The sequence below is a fragment of the Marinobacter nitratireducens genome (assembly GCF_000708045.1).
GTDB classification, from domain to species: Bacteria; Pseudomonadota; Gammaproteobacteria; order Pseudomonadales; family Oleiphilaceae; genus Marinobacter; species Marinobacter nitratireducens.
The window spans coordinates 506646-525787 of sequence record NZ_ANIE01000007.1; the positions used below are offsets into that span (position 1 = coordinate 506646).

Genomic DNA, 19142 nt, shown 5'->3' on the forward strand with positions numbered 1-19142 from the left:
CCTTTGAGCCTGAAGCGCCAACTGCTGATCGCCAGTCTGCTGATGCTGCTCATCCCCTGGGCCGGCCTGCAGTTTGTTCTGGAACTGGATGATGCCCTCAGGAAACAGGCGCGCGAGCAGTTGCGGGATCAGGCCGTGCGCCTGGCCGACATTGCCGGGGACCAGCTGATCGGGCAGGAACCCGTCACGTCCGATACGCCGGTAATCTATGTTGAACCGGTGGATTACGCCATTCGCCTCGATGGTTATGGCGATGAATGGCCAGGCTTCGAAGAGGGCGAGGCGACTGACCAGTGGCAGTTTCCCTCCAACGACAAAGACAGCAGACTGAAATGGCAGGCAGTCTCCGAGGGTCGGCATCTCTACCTGCTGATTCGTGTAACCAATCGCCAGCCTGTGTTCTTCAACCCAGGCAATCCCGGGCAGCCCCACGATTATCTCGACCTGTGGCTGCAAGCGCCGGCCAACACCGTTGGAAAATCACCTTCACCACAATCCTGGCTGATCCGGACACCCTCGCCGGGCCAGTTCTACGCCAGCCAAGCTGACCAGTCAGACCGCCCTGATTACCGGGTATCGGCTAACTGGCAGCCACTGGGAAACAACTGGCAGATCGAACTGCAGCTGCCCTCCCCCGAGCCGGGAAGCCGGCTGGGGTTTACCGCCCATTGGCTGGAGGATGGAAATAACATTGCCCTGGGCACCTCCACGGCTCCTCTGCCACTACTGCGACGCAGAGATCAACACCTGGAACGCCAACTGGGCCAATACCTGAACCGCGGCCAGCATGCCCGGGTCCTGGAGCCTGCAGGATGGCTGATTGCCAGCAAACAGGCGGCGACCGGGCCGGAATCTCCCGAGTTCGATGAACTGAGCCCGCTGCAGGTCCTTGAACAGATCAGCCTTAACGCACTCCGGGCCCTCGTCCAGTTCTACCAACCGGCCCCGGAGGCGGTGGATCTTGATCGGATGCGTCTGGCACCCGAGGAGTGGCCGAGCGAGCCCCTGGTACGCCATCGCGATGGCAGCCTGTGGATGCTTACCCGTGAACCGGTTTTTGGCGGCCGCACGCTGCTACTGGAGCAATCCCTGGACCAGCTTCTGACACTGTCGGGTTCAACCCTGGGCTCCGTTATCGCCCGCAGTACACTCATCATCATCGGCCTGACCCTGGTCCTGCTGGGGTATGCCAGCTGGCTGTCCTGGCGCATCACCCGGTTACAACGGGCGGTCAATGCCAGCGTCGATCCCGATGGCCGGATCACTAGCACACTTCCCGCCGGCAGAGCGAAAGATGAGCTGGGTCAGCTCCAACACCACTTCAGCCAGATGATTGATCGCCTTCAAGGCTACAACCGCTACCTGGAAAGCTTCTCCCGGCGTCTCTCCCACGAACTGAAAACCCCGGTCGCCGTTGTGCGCTCCTCCCTTGAAAACCTGGCCCACAGCCAGTCCGACGAAGAACGGAACCAGTACGTTGAGCGCGCCACGTCCGCTACCGAGCGGCTGAGCCAGATTCTCAACGGCATGAGTGAAGCGGCGCGGCTGGAACAGAGTTTCGATCATGCAGACAACGAAACGTTTGATCTGGCGGTGGTCGCCAGCCAGGCGACGGAGGCGTATCAGGCGCTCGATAACGGACACCGTATCCAGTACCGGGGACCAGACGAGGGGTGCCCGATGCACGGCTCACCGGAGCTCGTGGTCCAGCTTCTCGACAAACTGGTGGATAACGCCCGGGATTTCACTCCCAATCAGGGCCTGATCCTGGTTCAGCTGGAGAAATCCGCCACCGATCTTTGCCTCTCCGTATTTAACGAAGGCTCAGCCCTGCCGAAGGGAGGTGGCACCGACATTTTCGACCCATTCGTATCACTCAGGGACGGCCAGCAGGAGGGCCATCTCGGGCAGGGGCTGCTGATTGTACGACTGATTGCTGACTACCACCGCGCCCGTGTCACCGCTGCCAATGAGGTCGAAGGTGCCATTGACGGCGTGCGCTTCCGCGTTATCATCCCCCCAGCCAACAGCTGATTACAGGACATTGCCGTGAGCGCCAGACTGGAATACCTGGACATTCATCCACTTCGGGATGACCTCTACAACGAGCTGCACTCGCGGCCTTTCCAGGTGTTACCGACACCTGCCCGCATCACCCAGATGTCCGTGCTGACCTCTCCCGAGCAGCGTCAGCAGCAATTTGAACATCTTCAGGACCTTCATCGACAGCTTGGTTACCCGGTTCCCGAAAAAGAGGTCGGCTGCTTCGAGCAGACCTTCGGCAGCCTGCGTGTGCGCCGTGAAATGCACATGGAGTTTGCGTCCTACACCTTCACGAACCTGGCTGTTGGCGACGAGGCTCCGTTCTCCGAGACCGGAATCTCACCGCTTCCGGAAGGTTGGCTGGAAAAGCTGGTGGGTACGGTTGTCGCCGCCTTCCATCTTGAAATCCGCCCCGGACAGGAAGACACCAATGCCGACCTGGCCTATGTGCGCAACCACTTTGAAGGCTTGCGACTGGTGGGCAGCAGCCCGCAGGAAGGTGCTGCACGGGTGTGGGGCACGTTCAAACTGCATAGCGACGGGTTTGGCCGATTCATGGTACTCAACCACAGCATGTCCAACAGCCAACTGGGCCGCCTGACCCAGCGCCTGATGGAGATTGAGACCTACCGTTTGATGTCGCTGCTCGCCTTACCCGTGGCCCGGGAGATCACACCAAGCCTGAATGACATGGACCAGAAACTCGCGGTGATCACTCAGGGGCTGGCCGACAATCAGGACGTGGACGAAGAAGAGATGTTGGCACAACTGACCAACATCGCGGCCCGGATCGAGGCCTTCCGAGCTCATTCCACCTTCCGGTTCTCGGCCACCCGAGCCTATCACCAACTGGTTCTGAGCCGTCTGGAGCAGCTTCGTGAAGATGAGCTCTCCGGCCACCTGACCATCACCGAGTTCATGACCCGGCGGCTGACCCCGGCGGTCAAGACCTGCGAGGCCGTCAGCGAGCGACTCGAAGACCTGTCCCGGCGGGTGGACCGCGCATCGGACATGATGCGCACCCGGGTTGAACTCGCCATCCAGAGCCAGAACCAGCAACTGCTCACCTCCATGGACCGCCGTTCCAAGATTCAGCTGATGATGCAGCATACCGTGGAAGGCTTCTCAGTGGTGGCCATCTCCTACTACCTGGTCGGCCTGCTGAAGCTAGGACTGGGCGCGCTTTACGATGCCGGCGTTGTTTTCGACAAGTCGATGGTTCTGGGCATTGCCATACCGACCACGCTGATTTTGGTGTTCTTCGGAGTCAGGGCCGTCCACCACCGGTTCATCAAACTGGCCAAGAAACAGTAATCTAGTCCTGACCACCGCCGAACTGGCGGTAGAATTGCTGAGCCGTCCGGCCGTTGCGCACGCCCTTGGCCGCGGCAAAACGAATCGCCTCGCGATGCAACTGTTCCCGGTCTTTCACTGTCGGGAACAGTGCGTCCACAGCCTCCAGGTATACCTGTTGGGAGAACGCATAAAACGATAGCTGAAGCCCGAACCGGTCCGCCAAAGAAACCTGCTCTTCGATCGCCTCCGCCGGATGTAATTCGCCATCGCGCATCTCACTCTTCAGATTGTCGGCCATAAACTCCGGCATCAAATGACGGCGATTGGACGTGGCATAAACCCTCACATTTTCCGGAGGCAGTTCCAGCGAGCCTTCCAGCACACTTTTCAGCGCTTTATAGCCCGACTCTCCGACTTCAAAAGACAGGTCATCGCAGAAAATTACAAAGCGATAGTCAAGATCACAGATGTCATCCACAATCTCCGGGAGATTGACCAGATCGTCCTTGTCCACCTCGATGATCCGCAGCCCCTGATCCCGGTAACGGTTTAGGAGTGCCTTGATCAGTGATGATTTCCCAGTGCCGCGGGCGCCCCACAGCAAGGCGTTATTGGAGGGCTCGCCCGCCAGGAAACGCTCGGTATTGCGGGCAAGCGCCTGTTGCTGATGCTCAATACCGGTGAGCGATTCCCACTTTACCGGGTCAAGGCGCCGGATGGCCCGCAGCCCGGACCGGTGACGGCGCCATACCGCCGCGGGCGTGATGTCCCAGTCCACCGCATCATCTCCACTCATAAACTGCCTATCCCTTGATGGTTTGGAATTCCAGAGACTTTATCTCACTTTGCCGGAGTACCGTCACTCCAGCCGCTTGAAATGTCAGCGCACGAACGCTATCTGATTATCATGCAACTGCGGAGAAACACCATGCCCGAACCCCTTCAGATCAAATGCCCCCATTGTTTGAAAACCAACAGAGTGCCCCCAGACCGATTAACAGACAGGCCCAATTGCGGAGCATGTAAACAGCCCCTGCTTTCCGGTGACGTGGCCAACCTGAACGACGCCTCCATGGCCTCCTTTGTGAACCATTCCGACCTGCCCGTGCTGGTGGACTTCTGGGCCAGCTGGTGCGGCCCCTGCAAGGCCATGGCACCGGCATTTCAGGAAGCCTCCCGACAATGGGCCGGCAAAGTCACCTTCGCCAAGCTCAACACCGAAGAGGCCCAGCAAGCCGCCGGGCAGTACGGTATTCGCAGCATTCCGACATTGATCCTGTTTCGGAATGGCCGTGAGGTCGCCCGTCAGAGCGGCGCGATGCCAGCTGCGCAATTATCCGCGTGGTTAAATCAACAGCTGCAATAACCGCCATGTTTTCTGGGTAATCCCGTACAAAAAAGCTACACTGAAAGCATGGCGGACACGGATTATCGACTCCCTGATGTTTGAACAATCTACCCGGGTTTTCAAAACCTGCCTGCTGTGGCTGGTGCTGTCGTGCTTCATTATCATTGGGGTGCCGGGGGGTGCGAAAGCCGAGACTGAGCAAACCGACGGACTCCCCCCGGTCTCAATCGGTATCGTCGCCGAGAACAAGCCCTACTCCTTCATCGAGGGGCGCTCAGTCAATGGATTTTCCATTGATCTCCTGCGTGAAATCGCCAGCAAAAGCGGCCTTGAATTCGATTTCCGGATCGGTAGCTGGCCCGAGATCTACTCCGCGTTCCAGCGCGGGGAGCTGGATGCCATCGACGGCATTTCCTACGAGAGCCAGAGAGCCCGGAGCATCCTGTTTACCGCGCCCTACCATGTGCGAGAGACCGTGCTCATGCACGATGTTGATCGTCCCGTGGGCAAAATCGACACGTTAAGCGATCTCAAAAACCTGCGAGTCGGCGTGGTCGAGGACATCTATTACCGCAACCTTCTGACCGAAAACGGCATTACCCCTCAAACCTACAGCTCGCTCGCTGATCTGGTCCGGGCGCTTGCCTTTGACTGGGTCGATATCATCATAGGCCCCCGCCTCACGCTTGAGTTCTCCGCTAACGAAGCCGGATTCAGGTTTCTTGAAGTCACCGGCAAAGCCCCGCTAGGTCGGCTCGCTCTGGAGGACCTTAGGCTCGGCGTATCCAGGAGTAATCCGGACCTGTATGAACGCCTCAAGGCTGGACTGGAGGCAATTCCAGAACAGCGAAAGGCCGAATTGTTGAGACGCTGGCAAGAATTCGGAGGAGCAAGTCTCGCTCAGCCTCCCGATTTCCGACTGACCTCCAAACAACGGGGTTACCTTAACGACCTCGGTCCGGTTCGTGTGGGTCTGATGCGCGATTATGCACCCTTCAGTTTCAAAGATGGGGGCAAGCTGCAGGGACTGACCGTGGATGTTCTGGACAGACTCGCCGACCTCACTGGTCTGCAAGTGATTCCGGTCGCTGGCCAGTGGTCAGAGCTGTTTGCCATGCTCAAAAGTGGACAAATCGACGTACTTGCCAATATGTCCAAAAACCAGGCGAGGGAGGTATTTACGCGATTTACGGAGCCCTACCACAGCATTCCCAATGTTGCCTTCACCCTGGACGAGACGCTCGAATTCAATGGCCTTGAAAGCCTGCGGGGTTACACCATCGCTCTCGGCTCCGACATCTACTATGAGGACCAGGTCGTCCGGATTCTGGGCAACGATGCCAGAGTGTTCTCGACTCAGGAGGCCATGTTCCAGGCCCTGTCCAGGGGAGATGTCGACGCCGTGCTCGCGGCCCTCCCAAACGGGAACTTCTGGATCCGTGAGCTACAAATTCCCGGCGTCCATATCGCTGGAGAGCTGAAGCTCAATGGCCAGTCCGGTGAAGATCTCCGGTTCGGCGTTACCCGCCCAGAGGCGCCGCTGGCCGACATCCTGAACCAGGCACTGTCGGCCATCAGTGCCACCGAAATGCGCACGATCGAGAACCGGTGGCTGGGTGCCTCGTTCAATAGGAACCTCAGACAGACCGGTGAGATCGAACTTTCCCTTGGCGAAAAGGAATGGTTAGAGCAGCGGCATAGTGCACTGACGTACTGCATCGACAACGACTGGTTGCCATTGGAGGGACTGGACAGTTCCGGGCATCATGTCGGCCTTTCTGCGGAAGTTCTGCGCCTGTTCACCGAACGCAGCGGCATTCAGTTCAACCGGGTGCCCACTCGATCCTGGCCGGAGGCCCTGGAGGCAGCACAAAGCCGAACGTGCGACCTGCTCTCTCTGGCGATGAAGACACCGGAGCGATCTCGCTACCTGGATTTCACCGAACCCTACGTGCAAGTGCCCAATATCGTACTGGGACGAATCGAAGCGCCATTCATCGAGAGTGTTGCCGAGCTCCGCGAAAAGCCAGTGGGGGTGGTTCAGGGTTACGCGTTTCTCGAACTGTTGAGAAATCGCTATCCCGCGCTACAGCTTCATGAGGTGTCTGACGAGAAAGAAGGCCTGCGATTACTGCAGGAAGGAAAACTCGCGGGTTACGTAACGACGCTGGCCACCGCCAGCTACCATATGCAGGACATGGGGCTCGCCGACCTGAAAGTGATCGGGCGAATCCCTGCCGACTGGTCTCTGTCGGTTGCCGTGAGGAATGACCAACCCGTGCTACTGGGCATACTCCAGAAGCTGGTGGACAGCATCACCCCCTCCGAACGCAGCGAACTGGAGGGCTACTGGCGAAATATCCACATAGAGCAATCCGTCGACTACTCCATTATCTGGCAGATTCTCGCCGTTGTGGCCCTGATCGCCGCCCTCCTGATCTATTGGAACCGCAAACTGGGTGTGCTGAACCGGGAACTGGCTGAAGCCAATGAAACGCTCGCTCGACTGAGCGTGACGGATGACCTTACTCAGCTGGGTAACAGAAGCTACTTTGACCAGGAATTTCGCAAAGGCTTCCAGTGGTGCCAACGCCACGAGACAGGCTATGCAATTGCCATGGTGGACGCCGACCTGTTCAAACAGATCAATGACACCTACGGACACGAAGCCGGGGATCGTTGCCTGATCAAACTGGCCGAGATCATGCGAGGGCATTTCCGCCGGGAAACCGACCGCCTGTCCAGATTCGGAGGTGAAGAGTTCGTTATATGCACCAGCTACCAGGATCGGAACGACGTCATCAACAGGCTGGACAGTTTCCGGCGCGCCCTTGAACAAACGCCCATCCCGTTCAACGACCACGAAATCCATCTCACTGTCAGCATCGGCCTTGCCACTGACATTCCCTCGCCCGACGATACGCCGGCTGAGTTCCTGCGGCTTGCCGACCAGGCGCTCTATGCCGCCAAGGAGAATGGCCGGAACCGACTGGAGGTGCGCGCAGTCAAAGAGTGAGTGATGTTATGATGCCGAAAAACGACAAGGAGCAAGCCATGGCACGTATCTATCAGGACAACTCACTCTCCATTGGAAACACCCCACTGGTCCAGCTGAACAGCGTCAGTGACGGGGCGACCATCTGGGCGAAGATCGAAGGCCGGAACCCGGCTTACTCGGTGAAATGCCGGATCGGTGCGGCCATGATCTGGGACGCGGAAAAACGGGGCACTCTGAAGCCGGGCATGACCATTGTTGAACCCACCAGCGGCAATACCGGCATCGCCCTCGCCTTTGTCGCCGCAGCGCGCGGTTACAAACTGAAGCTCACCATGCCATCGTCCATGAGCCTGGAGCGCCGCAAGGTACTGAAAGCGCTTGGTGCTGAACTCGTGCTGACAGAGCCCGCCAAAGGCATGCCCGGCGCGATTGCCAAGGCCGAAGAGATCTTCGCCGCCGATCCGGACAATCACTTCCTGCCCCAGCAGTTCCAGAATCCGGCCAACCCCCGGATTCACGAGGACACCACCGGCCCGGAAATCTGGAAGGACACCGACGGCGAAGTGGACATTTTCGTGGCAGGCGTGGGGACCGGCGGCACTCTGACGGGCGTTTCCCGCTACATCAAGGGCACCTGTGGCAAGAAGATCACCACCGTGGCGGTCGAGCCCACCGACTCCCCCATCATTACTCAGGTGATGAACGGCGACGACCCGAAACCCGCGCCCCATAAGATCCAGGGCATCGGAGCCGGATTTATTCCCAAGAACCTCGATATGGACATGGTGGATCAGGTGGAAGCCATCACCAACGAGGAAGCCATGGACATGGCGCACCGACTGATGCAGGAAGAAGGCATCCTGTGCGGTATTTCCTGCGGCGCAGCGGTTGCGGCCGCGGTGAAGGTCAGCAAGCAGCCGGAAAACCAGGGCAAGAACATTGTTGTGGTGTTGCCGGATTCTGCCGAGCGTTATCTGTCATCTGCCCTGTTCGCCGACCGCTTCGGTGAGCTTGAAAACGTGCAGTGATTGATCAGTTCCGGGGCTCAGCGGTTCGCTGCGCCCCGAAATCCCCCTAATCGTTAACTTGCAGACATTTCCTACGCAACGCCTCAAGATCTGCTTACGCCCCCTGCTGGCAACCAACGGCCAATAACGCTAAATTCCGCACCCCCACCAGAATGAGGAGTACGGAATGGAATCTCAGACCCCGGCCAGGGAAAGCAAATGGCAGGCAGCGCTGATGCAAGGCATGAAGAAATATCTTCTGACCATCATCGGTTTCCTGTTCGCCGCTTTCCTCTCAATGTCATCTTTTTTCACCACGGAACTTGGCTACACCTACGTGGTTCAGGACACCCTGTTCGGTAGCATTCGTGTGTTCAGCGAACCCGGAGTGCATTTCAAAGTACCTTTTTTCTCGAACGTCTATACCTACAATCAGGCCATGACGCTCAACTTTGGCAACCAGGAAATCGGCGAAAAAATCAAATCAACCCGTCAGCTCACGGAAGTCGAAGTGCAGTTTGCCGATACCTACACCGCGCGGATCCCCGCCACATTTCGTTTCCGGTTGTCCGCTGATCCCAAGAAAATCATCGCCATGCACCGTGAGTTCCGGAGCTACGACAACCTGATCGATTCGCTGCTGATCAAAAATGCCAAAAACGTCACCGTCGTGACCGCCACCCAATACACCGGCGAGGAGTTTTTCCAGGGTGGGCTAAACAAGTTCAAGGTGCAGCTGGAAGACCAGTTACAGAATGGTCTGTATGAAACAGAACGCCGGCAGGTGGAAGTCGAGCAAACGGACCTGGCGGCCGTCTCTTCCGACAACGAAGACGGTGACAAACTGGAGCGAAAAATTCAGCTGGTCTGGAAAAACATCATCCTCCAGGACTCTTCCGGCCAGGCAAAGCGCATCGCCAATCCCCTGGACTCTTATGGCATTCAGGTTCGACAGGTCACCATCGGGCGTCCACTTCCGGAGAAACGCCTGGATGACCTGCTGGTCAAGAAGAAAGACCTCGTTGCCAAGCGCATAACCGCCATCCAGGCCCAGGAAACGGCCCGCGCTGAAGCCAAAACCGCGCAACTCGAAAAGGAAATCGAAAAGGCCCGCGCCATTCAGGATGCCCAACGCAGCAAAGAACTGGCCATCATCTCAAAGCAGAAAGAAGTCGAGATGGAACGCCAGCAGGCGGAGCTGGAGCGGGTTCGTAAAGAGAAAGAAAAAGCGGTAGCCGTGCTGGAAAAGCAGAAGCAGCTTGAAATTTCAGTCGCCGAACGGGACATCCAGAAAGCCAACGCGGAAGCCGCCACCTACGCCGCGAAAGCCATTCGTGAGCAAGGCCTGGCGGAAGCCGAGGTCGCCAAGGCGCACCTACTGGCCAAGCAGGCCGCCCGCGATATCTACATGGCAGAGATCCAGCGGGATATCGCGGAAGTCATGTACCCGGCCCTGAAGAACGTGACCATCGACATGCCCGACTACTATGTCCAGGGACAGGAAACCGGGGCCCCAGTCAGCAGCCTCGAGGTGTTCACCAGCCTCGGAGCAATGGAGCAGCTACGCCGCTCGACGGCAAGCCCAGCCACTCCGTGAGACCCATTAAGACGGCGCCTCTCGGCGCCGTCTCTGGCTCTTACCGACCGTTCACCATGCCCATACAGTTGGCATAGTAGGTGACGGTTGCCGGCCAGTCCGCGAAGATGGCCATCACACCCACGTCCTGTGCCAGCACATCAACGACCTTGAACATATCGCCGTCATTATTGATGGCATCGGTCACGGACTGGTAATACCAACCGCCACCGTTCGCCAAGGGACCGCTGCGTTCCAGGGACCAGGCAATCATATCGAGACCCGCCAGACCGGCATTCTCAGCATACTCAGACGGCACGATATCGCCGTAACTGTCCAGCGTCAGCATCTTCCAGATCGCCGGAGCAATGATGTTCACCCCCTGTGCTTTCAGGCTTTCCATGTACGCGAGAGAGGTGTTTTCCGGGGTGTGTGCCGCCTGATCCAGGAACACCGCCTGCTGGCCAAAGCGTGGCCTTTCATTCACCCAGAACAGCACATCCTCCAGATTGAACGACTGCGGCCAGACATCACTTGGGCTCACACCGGCATCGATGTAGTCCTGAATCATCTGACGGGCGTAATCTTGCTGGGTGTAATCGCCTTCGAACGGCATCGCCACCACCGGAGACTTCAATTCCGGCGTGAATTTGGCGCCAAGTGATTTAATCAGCTCAATGCTTTCCCGGTGGCTCAGAACCGTACCACTGGAGGCGTACAGATCGGTGCGCCAATCGGCCGTGCCGCCCACGTATTCCTCCGGCGTGGTTGCCATTGGGTTGTAGGCATCCATCTTGCCCTTCAGGGACTTGAACTCCGCCAGAGTGATGTCACTGGTACGACACTCGGCCTGAGCCGGTGTCCCCGAGGCAGGATCCGCCGGTACAAACGGCTGGGTGCACTTGGCGTTCAGTTCGGGGATAGTGACGATGTTGGTTGTGGTGTGCAGGTCATTCTGGGCATGGCGGCAGACCAGTTCACGATCCTTGGTAAAGGCAACATCGCACTCAATGATGCCAGCGCCCATTTTGGCAGCGGCAACGTACGATTCCCTGGTGTGCTCCGGGAACTGCATGGGAGCTCCACGATGCCCGATGGCGAATTCGGTGGGCTTGAAGCTCTGAATATCACAGGACTCCAGCTTCTCTTTCAGAGGGCCTTCATCCATGTTGTTCACCAGCCAGAACGGGCGAGGACCAAGCTGGGCCGAAGCCTGAAAGCGACCGCCATGGTGCCAGCCGCGGTCGTGATTGCCCTGCCATTGCGACTGCCCTGGTGCTGTCCACTGGTGATTGGCGTGGTTATTCGGGGCGGCCTGTGCCGTTGAGAGAAGTGCCAGCGAACACAGTGCGCCAGCAATCGTGTGTAACTTCATAACCTGCTCCTTATGAAATGAACGAAACTGCCCGTTCAGTCTCAGCAAGGAGCATTACCTCGGAATGAACACACGTTGACCGATTTGCTGAATTTTTATGTCAGCTCGCGGTAGAGGCTTCATATTCCCGGATCATGGAATAGAGCTGATCCTTCAGAAACAGGCGCTTTTTCTTCTGCTCTTCCAGATACTCATCTGACGTGTTTTCGGAGCCACTTTCGATGCGATGCACCGAGTGATCCAACTCATGGTACTCATCAAACAGTTTGGCAAAATGGCTGCTGTTGGTTTTCAGCAGGTGAATGGCTTCCCTGGATTCCGGCAGCTCGTGTAGCAGATCGTGCTTTTGCAATGACATCGTAGGCGTTCCCCTGACTGGTTCTGTTGGTCTTTAGGATTCAGTCTAGGGCGCACCGCGTTTACTGGTCTTGATCCTGATCAAGCGCCCGGAAGGCATCCGGCGACAATGCGGAAACCGCGTATCCGACTCCCTGGGCACTCACTCGGACCGCACGGTAGCACAGCCGTGAGATGCCGTGATGGGAACTTCGAACGACTCTCGCCCAGGGCCGGGTCACAGGAACGCTTTCAAAGATCCCGAACGACTCGTCGGCGATCGCAAGGTGCACACGCTCTAACTTCAGGGCACCATGGCCCGCGCCTTCCGCAGCCATGTCCATCACGCCGAGCCACCAGTTCCGTTGATAATGGGACAGATTCTTCATACCAGCCATGCCTCCAACTGTTTCGCCACATCCGGATGATGGGCCAACCGGATGTGATCGACGCCAGGGAACGTAGTGACACCCGCCAGTTCCCAGCCGGATCGTTCGCGCCCCTGGGCACTGCTCTCGTGAACCAGCGCATCACCGAACAGGGCATTGACCGGGTTTTTCCGGGAGCGCGCCAGCAAACCACACACAACAAAGTGCCTAACGCCCGGGATCAGCGGCGTTTCCTCAGTACCCCGAGCAAGCACCTCACCCCGGGTCAGGTTTCGGATACCCTCGCTGCGCAGATCGATCACTTCGCCCCCAACGCGCAGGTAATCCCGAGGCATCTCATTCAACAGGCCCGCCGCCGCATGGGCTCCGCGCGCAAGCCAGGAGCCATCATGAGGCGAACCAATGTAGACGCAATCCCCAAGCAGATTCGCCCAACGGTGGCCCGACACCTGGCCGTAATGGCAGGCGCTCCGGATCAGCAAACCGCCCATGCTGTGTCCAATCAGGATCAGACGTTTTACCGGAACCGGCCAGGAGTCGACCAAAGTTTCCAGAAGCGCCGCCAGGTCCTCACCGTTGCGGTAGATTGGCCGCCCGGTGTTGTATCGAAGCATCAGATCGGTAACACCGCCAGGCACGTTGCCCGACAGGCTTGTGCCATAGGTCTGTTTGTCTGTTCCCGGCAGATTCCAGACTGACTCCAGTTCCATCAAACCATGAATAGACAGGCATACCGTCCCGGAGGCCCGGTCAACCCCGGGACTCTGTGGCACCACCTCACGCCCCTCATGTAGCACGGACATCGGCACTGCCAACGCATTGTTTCGGGACTCAAGCCAGTCCCCCAGAAAGCCGCTGACGATCGCACTGGCGTGGCGTTGCCATTGAGAGAGGGGGGGTGATGACATTGGACGCCTATTGAACGGTTACTTTTTAACCAGTGTACACACGTTCACGCCAGGGCAATTGTCCCTGCGGGCAAAAGGTAAGTGTCATTTGGGCTCGTCTTCTCGCACCCGCAAATAACTCGCAAACCGGGGCAGGCCCGTAGACGTATAGCCGCGATATTTGAACGTGATGGTCTGCCCGACCGAGGGCGGATCGGCCCGTTCGGCATCAGAAAAGCCGGTACCGATGCGGAATTGCCTGCCGCTGGGCAGCGCGACCAACAGCGAGCCCATCATCCCGCTGTACTTACCCTCCCCGGGCGTATAACCAACGACAAGGGCTTCGGCGTCCTGGTAGGGCTTTACCTTGAGCAGGTCGTCCGAGCGGCCACCGTGATAGAGGCTGGCTTTGCGCTTCAGCATCAGCCCTTCTCCTCCCTCATCGACGACCATCTCCAACTGGTTCATCAGGGATTCGTGATCTCTGACCGGGCGCTGGACGACCAGCGAGAGATAGTGAGAATCGGACGCCTCAACCAGCGCTTTCAGGCTGGCATAACGATCTTCAAATACCTGATCGTGCTGTGGCAAATCGAACACTTTATAGAGAACATTTCGCCATTCCGCGTCAATCGGCTGACTCTTACGCACCACACCAGACAGCGCCGAAAACGTTCCCCGCCCACTCCAGAGTTCACCATCAAGGGGATGACTCGGGAAATCCTCGGTGAACCAGTCCGGAGCCCGATATACATGACCACCCCGGGACCAAAGATGCTCACCATCCCAATACGCCCGCACGCCATCGAGCTTTTCGCTTACCCAGTACTCCTCAAGCTCAACGCCCTCATGGTAGACGTTCGCCAGGGGTATGACCGGCGGCCGGGCGTGAAGCGCCGAGGAGTACAGGGTCGCAACGGAAAGACAAAATAATAAGATGGCCAGAACATGGGGTCTGGTGTTGATAATCACGAGGTTCGGCAACCCCTTCACCACTTATAGCGCCGCATCTTGGCTTCGTTCTCCTGCTTAACCAACTCGAAGGTCTCGTCGTCCATGTCGAACCAATAGTGCGGATCCCGCCCCTTTTTCTCGTCGTAGGCCCGGGTGGTCGGGTCCAGGGACCGGTAGGCTTCGAACACCGGGACGTCCGGCAGGGGCTTGGTGACGTCCATGTACTGGCGGATCAGGTCCCAGTAGGCCAGCACATCCTGCTTGTTTGTTGTCGCTGCCAGCAACTGGTTCAGGGGTAAGGCCCACTCCCGGGTCTTGTGCACCAGCATCAGCCGGTGCCAGATATTGCCCTGGTGGTCCGGTAGCGACATCAGGTAGCCCTCCCAGTCATGGAAGGGGGCCTGGGCCTTGACCTTCCCGGCGGTCTCGTCCTTGGTGACATCATCGAACAACGTCACCATGCCCGTGCGGCGGTTCAGTTCCCATAGCGGGCCCTTAGGGGGGCGATAGACGATGAGAGGAAATTTCTTTTCCAGGAAGCGGCCGATACCCCAGCATAGGAGCATCGGTAGAAACATATAGAGAAGCAGGGGAAGAACAGCTTTTTCAAAAAAGTCACTGAATGCTCGACCAGCATCACTCATCCACCAGCCATACATCCAAACAAGAAAAGTCAAAGGGAATAACCATAGAAAACCTATACGCCCTCCATGCTGCATCCACAGCAAAGCCCAACTGGACTTGGGTAACGTTGCGTACCGAATACATTCCTCGTCCAGCCGGCCGAAATAGGTGTGGCGTTCGGCCAGTTCATCAACGCCTTCGCTTTCCTTCAAACGCTTATCGTCCCGTAACCAAGACGGTGACCAAAGTGCCAGGAGGCCCGGCGGCACGAGCCCAGATAGTCGACCCTTCGTCAAAGGCGCACCCATCGTCCAGGACTTGCGGAACACGGTGCCGTGCTTATTATCCTCTGCCAGGTCCGGCGACTTACGATTTCCACGGTAGGCCGTGTCGGCGTAATGGGGCTCGATGGCCATCTCAGTCATGCGCTCTCCGCTTTGTCGCTTTGTTCGTCCGCCCAGAAGGGCCGGTCGGTCTGTTCGAAATCTGGCTCGCCATCCGTTGCCGCGTCGAAGGTGCGGTCGCTGGCCAGCTCTGGCGCCGGAAACACCCAGTGCTTCCCTACTCTCTGGTATTGCCATTGGGCGCGCTTGGATTCTGGTTGTGCCCCCAGGGCAGCCGCTGAAGCGCTTTATCAATGTCCGGGTGACCTCCCGGCGGCAAGGCCGGGATGGCGTCGGAGCGGTAGGAGGTAGTTTGATAGACATCAGTCATAACGGGTTAATTCGTCATCATCAGCCAGCGGGGTTGTCCTCGACGTCACGCCAACATGACGCCTCGCGGTTCGACCGGCAGCGGCAGCCCCCTTCCCTGGATGTGGGCATCCAGAATGCAAGGGTGGTGGAAGTTCGTTTCCTGTAGACGGTTTTGCCAGCCTTGTTCGTGGTCCTTACGCCAAGCCTCTCGGGTGACCTTGCGCCACTTGAACGGGTCCCGCCCCGTGCGTTCATCGTGAGCGGCGGTCACCGGGTCCCGGGCACGGAAGGGCTCGAAGATGGGAACGTCCGGCAAAGGTCCACTCACGTCCATGAACTGCTGGATCATGTCCCAGTAGGCATACACTTCCTTCTGGTTCATGGCGTCGGTGAGCAGGCCTTTCATCCACAACTGATGCTTGCTGTAGCGGTGCTGCAGCACCAGGTTGAAGTAACGGCCGCCCCGGCCGGAAGGGGTGTGTACCAGGTAGGCGTCGAACTCGATGAAGGGAGCTTCGAAGACGGTCTTGCCTTCCTTGATCCGAACCAGTCCTTCCCGGCGGTAGAGGCCCGTGGGGTTGGCTCGTTGACGCTTGTCGGTGAGGTAGGCCAGGAGCAGGCGACCGTATTTGCCTCCGAAATATAAAACGGCCACTATTAAATAAAAGTACTTTATATCATGAAACAAGCTAATAAAACTTTCAGCACTAGGCTTATTAATTGCCACGCTAAGGATCAGGAAAATAAGCCCAATTAAGGATATGCAGAACACGAGCGCGGTGCACATATAAAGAACATAAAGAAAGCTCTGAAAGCCACTCAGAAATCCCTTGCTAACCGAAAATACTGATTCCCCCCAAGGGAAGCCATCTTCCACATCGGTTTCACTCTCAAACAAGCCAGCGTAGGCCAATTGCGCCTCCATGGTATTGGGCACCATTGGATTCTGGTTGCGTCCCCAGGGCAGACGCTGGAACGCGTTGTCCATGTCCGGGTGCCCTCCCGGTGGCATGCTTGGGATGGCATCGGAGCGGTAGACATCGGAGTGGTAATAATTCTGCCAAGCGGAACCAGCGAGCTTGCCACTCCCTTTGAATCGAGTTTCAGAGGCATTATCCCCATCACGGGGTGAGTGTAGATTCATGTCCGTATGATTCTCATTACTCAATGATAATGTTCAGGCCCGGAAACGCCCCCTCCCCCGCTTTTGTCGCTGCCTCTCCTCACGCCCCGCTTGCCATTCAGACACGGGCCCCATCTGGGTGAACTTCAGGCCACGCTCGTAAGCACGGGCAAGATGTTGATTCAGGCTCTGCAGTGCCTCTGACGGTTTGGCCCACTGTTCCTGGGGCAACGGCGCGGACCAGGCTTTCAGTTCCTCTGGCAGGCTCTTCAGGGCCAGGGTTTTGATGCGGCGCTCGGTGATGATGTGGGCCAGGTAACGCTGGAAGAACCAGTCACCCACTTTTTTACCCAGCCAGGGCAACAGGGACAGGTCCTTACGAGCCTGACGGCACTTGGCTTTATAGTGGGCCAGCGTTTCGTCGTTCTTCGGGTCCGGGCAGGCCTCGGGGCCATTTTCCATGAACTCGCGAATACACTCCCATTGGGCCAGGCCAGACGTTTCATGGCCGACGTTGATGCTGGCCGCGGCCAGGGCCGATTCGGGGTCATCCGGGTTGGGGATGGCCAGGGTGAGGACTGTATGGGTGGCCATCAGACCGGGACCGATGTTTTGTTTCGTCTCGATATAGGCAACCAGCTTGTCCCAGGGGTAAATCTCGTAGACGAGTTTGGGGTCGTGTTTTTTCTTTAGGCAGAGGGCGATGAAAAGGTAGGTGCTTATTACCAGGATTTCTGTACCTAGAGTCAGTAATCCCCAAAACACCAATGTGCTCCGATATTCGTCGGACGCATTCTCCTGCGTAATAGCAGAAAAAACAAAGCCTATGGTGAGCAGCAAAGCTATATATGCAATTAAGCCCGAGTTTGAGTTCCAAAAAGGCAGCTGTAAGCCCTTTTCAGTCGTCCAGCGCGGCATGGCCACTTCCCGGCGCTGCCGGTTCAGTCTCACAGGCGGCGTTTCTTTCACCGCTTTGTTGCCTAGGAAATGCATGTAAAGCCCCCAGGGGATGGTAACCAATAAGTTCATTCCGCCCAATCCAAGCAAAGGTATCCAGGTTAATTCATGGTGCCCAAGATAATAGTCAACAGTCATGCCCACTCCCCCCATCATCACCAAAATAGTGAGGCTCAAAAACATCAACGCAAACTCAGCCCCAAACAACAGATTGCCGTTCTGCAAATCCAGCCACCCTTCGGTTTTTCGTCGAATCCAGGCATTGACGTCCACCGCCTGCTCACCGGTGGTCACAGGTACAGGACTCAGGGCCAACAGTCGCCCCTCTTGGGTCGTACGGCGCACACCGGCCTCCCATTCGGGCTCAGTCGAGGTTTGAGTTGGTGATGGGCTCTCGTTAGCTTTGGTCATAGTCAGGACTTAATGGGCTGGCTTACCAGGGCATGGTAGTTGATGATCAATGGGGTCAATCGCGTGTCCGGCGCATCCAGCGGTGTTATCGGCAAATTGCCCTGCTCATACATTGGCATTGATCAGCCCACTTATCTTAGAAATCAACCCTGGCCTGATAACGGCGTCGGCCTCGCTTCTGTTGCTTCTTTTCGTCGTATTGGGCTTCCCACTGGGACACCGGCCCCATGTTGGTGAAACGAAGGCCACGCTCGTAAGCACGGGCAAGCTGTTGATTCAGGCTCTGCAGTGCCTCTGACGGTTTGGCCCACTGTTCCTGGGGCAAAGGCGCGGACCAGGCTTTCAGTTCCTCTGGCAGGCTCTTCAGGGCCAGGGTCTTGATGCGGCGCTCGGTGATGATGTGGGCCAGGTAACGCTGGAAGAACCAGTCACCCACTTTTTTACCCAGCCAGGGCAGCAGGGACATCTCTTTGCGGGCCTGTCTGCACTTGGCTTTGTAGTGGGCCAGCGTTTCATCCTCTTTCGGATCCGGGCAGGCCTCGGGGCCATTTTCCATGAACTCGCGAATACACTCCCATTGGGCCAGGCCGGACGTTTCATGGCCGACGTTGATGCTGGCCGCGGCCAGGGCGGATTCGGCGTCATCCGGTTTGGGGATGGCCAGGGTGAGGACGGTGTGGGTGGCCATCAGGCCGGGACCGATGTTTTGTTTCGTCTCAATATAGGCAACCAGCTTGTCCCAGGGGTAGATTTCGTAGACGAGCTTGGGGGCGTGTTTTTTCTTTAGGCGGAGGGCGATGAAAAAATAAGTTCCAATCACCAGAGTTTCAATGGCCAAAGCCGTAGCAAATATCGTCACCAACAATTGGACATATTCTGGTGACTCGCCTTCCAGTGTAAAAGGCATAAATACAGCGGCTATAGTACCGATATAAGTTATATAGGCGATGCCTGCGGCACTGTCATTCCAGAAGGGCAGTTTGCACTCCGTTACCTCCGTCCAGCGCGGCATGGCCACTTCACGGCGCTGCCGGTTCAGTCTCACCGGAGGCGTTTCTTTCACCGCCTTGTTGCCCAACAAATGCATGTAAAGGCCCCAGGGCAGAGAGATCAGGAGATTTCC

Annotated in this window: 17 protein-coding genes and 1 pseudogene; 6 read left to right on the forward strand and 12 right to left on the reverse strand. The window is 57.5% G+C overall.

The features are described 5' to 3' along the window. Positions 1-3: 3 nt before the first annotated feature. A complete protein-coding gene (locus tag D777_RS13475) occupies positions 4-2034 on the forward strand; it encodes a histidine kinase dimerization/phospho-acceptor domain-containing protein (RefSeq protein WP_036132985.1) in 2031 nt (676 codons plus the stop codon). Between the two features lie 15 nt (positions 2035-2049). Then, positions 2050-3357 (forward strand): DUF3422 family protein, encoded by a 1308-nt coding sequence (locus tag D777_RS13480; RefSeq protein WP_036132987.1) that lies wholly within the window; start codon positions 2050-2052, stop codon positions 3355-3357. A gap of 1 nt (position 3358) precedes the next feature. Here D777_RS13480 and D777_RS13485 read toward each other — a convergent pair whose 3' ends face one another. After that, positions 3359-4135 carry an ATP-binding protein gene (locus D777_RS13485; protein ID WP_036132989.1) on the reverse strand — a complete coding sequence of 259 codons (777 nt, stop codon included), beginning with the start codon at positions 4133-4135 and terminating at the stop codon, positions 3359-3361. A gap of 132 nt (positions 4136-4267) precedes the next feature. On the opposite strand from D777_RS13485, the gene trxC reads away from it, so the two are divergent. From trxC to D777_RS13505, 4 genes are all read left to right on the forward strand, one after another. Further along, positions 4268-4705 carry a thioredoxin TrxC gene (trxC, locus tag D777_RS13490; RefSeq protein WP_036133143.1) on the forward strand — a complete coding sequence of 146 codons (438 nt, stop codon included), beginning with the start codon at positions 4268-4270 and terminating at the stop codon, positions 4703-4705. A gap of 76 nt (positions 4706-4781) precedes the next feature. After that, the gene (locus tag D777_RS13495; RefSeq protein WP_081849557.1) at positions 4782-7703 is read left to right on the forward strand and encodes a transporter substrate-binding domain-containing diguanylate cyclase; all 2922 of its coding nucleotides are present in this window, start codon (positions 4782-4784) and stop codon (positions 7701-7703) included. 38 nt (positions 7704-7741) lie between these two features. After that, positions 7742-8713, forward strand: coding sequence for a cysteine synthase A (gene cysK / locus D777_RS13500; protein WP_036133148.1), 972 nt, complete (start codon positions 7742-7744; stop codon positions 8711-8713). Between the two features lie 166 nt (positions 8714-8879). Continuing rightward, positions 8880-10289 carry an SPFH domain-containing protein gene (locus D777_RS13505; protein WP_036132991.1) on the forward strand — a complete coding sequence of 470 codons (1410 nt, stop codon included), beginning with the start codon at positions 8880-8882 and terminating at the stop codon, positions 10287-10289. Between the two features lie 40 nt (positions 10290-10329). Here D777_RS13505 and D777_RS13510 read toward each other — a convergent pair whose 3' ends face one another. The 11 genes and pseudogenes from D777_RS13510 to D777_RS17700 all read right to left on the reverse strand — a co-directional run. Then, on the reverse strand, positions 10330-11643 hold the full coding sequence (locus D777_RS13510) for a glycerophosphodiester phosphodiesterase family protein (protein WP_036132993.1): 1314 nt from the start codon (positions 11641-11643) through the stop codon (positions 10330-10332). A 100-nt stretch (positions 11644-11743) separates the two neighbouring features. Beyond that, on the reverse strand, positions 11744-12001 hold the full coding sequence (locus D777_RS13515; RefSeq protein ID WP_036132995.1) for a YdcH family protein: 258 nt from the start codon (positions 11999-12001) through the stop codon (positions 11744-11746). 61 nt (positions 12002-12062) lie between these two features. Continuing rightward, a complete protein-coding gene (locus tag D777_RS13520; protein ID WP_051669099.1) occupies positions 12063-12368 on the reverse strand; it encodes a hypothetical protein in 306 nt (101 codons plus the stop codon). Continuing rightward, complete coding sequence (locus D777_RS13525; RefSeq protein WP_036132996.1) at positions 12365-13276, reverse strand: alpha/beta fold hydrolase; 912 nt, start codon at positions 13274-13276, stop codon at positions 12365-12367. The genes D777_RS13520 and D777_RS13525 overlap by 4 nt, the downstream gene beginning before the upstream one ends. Before the next feature lie 84 nt (positions 13277-13360). Further along, a complete protein-coding gene (locus D777_RS13530) occupies positions 13361-14227 on the reverse strand; it encodes a DNA ligase (RefSeq protein WP_227501766.1) in 867 nt (288 codons plus the stop codon). Positions 14228-14244: 17 nt separating this feature from the next. Beyond that, positions 14245-15258, reverse strand: a complete 1014-nt coding sequence (locus D777_RS13535) for a hypothetical protein (protein WP_036132998.1) — start codon at positions 15256-15258, stop codon at positions 14245-14247. Then, a complete protein-coding gene (locus tag D777_RS18260) occupies positions 15255-15383 on the reverse strand; it encodes a hypothetical protein (protein WP_264673446.1) in 129 nt (42 codons plus the stop codon). Before D777_RS18260 ends, D777_RS13535 begins: the two co-directional genes overlap by 4 nt. A gap of 11 nt (positions 15384-15394) precedes the next feature. After that, positions 15395-15547 (reverse strand): hypothetical protein, encoded by a 153-nt coding sequence (locus tag D777_RS18015; protein ID WP_160171440.1) that lies wholly within the window; start codon positions 15545-15547, stop codon positions 15395-15397. A 45-nt stretch (positions 15548-15592) separates the two neighbouring features. After that, positions 15593-16672, reverse strand: coding sequence for a hypothetical protein (locus D777_RS17695; protein WP_051669100.1), 1080 nt, complete (start codon positions 16670-16672; stop codon positions 15593-15595). 33 nt (positions 16673-16705) lie between these two features. Then, on the reverse strand, positions 16706-17953 hold the full coding sequence (locus D777_RS13545) for a hypothetical protein (protein ID WP_150112647.1): 1248 nt from the start codon (positions 17951-17953) through the stop codon (positions 16706-16708). Between the two features lie 202 nt (positions 17954-18155). Then, positions 18156-19142: pseudogene (locus D777_RS17700) on the reverse strand (hypothetical protein); the annotation flags it as partial.

Excerpts from the sequence above, each read along its gene's own strand:
- D777_RS13485 (WP_036132989.1), bottom strand. The coding sequence starts at position 4,135 with ATGAGTGGAGATGATGCGGTGGACTGGGACATCACGCCCGCGGCGGTA.
- trxC (WP_036133143.1), top strand. The coding sequence starts at position 4,268 with ATGCCCGAACCCCTTCAGATCAAATGCCCCCATTGTTTGAAAACCAAC.
- D777_RS13495 (WP_081849557.1), top strand. The coding sequence starts at position 4,782 with ATGTTTGAACAATCTACCCGGGTTTTCAAAACCTGCCTGCTGTGGCTG.
- cysK (WP_036133148.1), top strand. The coding sequence starts at position 7,742 with ATGGCACGTATCTATCAGGACAACTCACTCTCCATTGGAAACACCCCA.
- D777_RS13505 (WP_036132991.1), top strand. The coding sequence starts at position 8,880 with ATGGAATCTCAGACCCCGGCCAGGGAAAGCAAATGGCAGGCAGCGCTG.
- D777_RS13510 (WP_036132993.1), bottom strand. The coding sequence starts at position 11,643 with ATGAAGTTACACACGATTGCTGGCGCACTGTGTTCGCTGGCACTTCTC.
- D777_RS13515 (WP_036132995.1), bottom strand. The coding sequence starts at position 12,001 with ATGTCATTGCAAAAGCACGATCTGCTACACGAGCTGCCGGAATCCAGG.
- D777_RS13520 (WP_051669099.1), bottom strand. The coding sequence starts at position 12,368 with ATGAAGAATCTGTCCCATTATCAACGGAACTGGTGGCTCGGCGTGATG.
- D777_RS13525 (WP_036132996.1), bottom strand. The coding sequence starts at position 13,276 with ATGTCATCACCCCCCCTCTCTCAATGGCAACGCCACGCCAGTGCGATC.
- D777_RS13535 (WP_036132998.1), bottom strand. The coding sequence starts at position 15,258 with ATGACTGAGATGGCCATCGAGCCCCATTACGCCGACACGGCCTACCGT.
- D777_RS18015 (WP_160171440.1), bottom strand. The coding sequence starts at position 15,547 with ATGACTGATGTCTATCAAACTACCTCCTACCGCTCCGACGCCATCCCG.
- D777_RS17695 (WP_051669100.1), bottom strand. The coding sequence starts at position 16,672 with ATGAATCTACACTCACCCCGTGATGGGGATAATGCCTCTGAAACTCGA.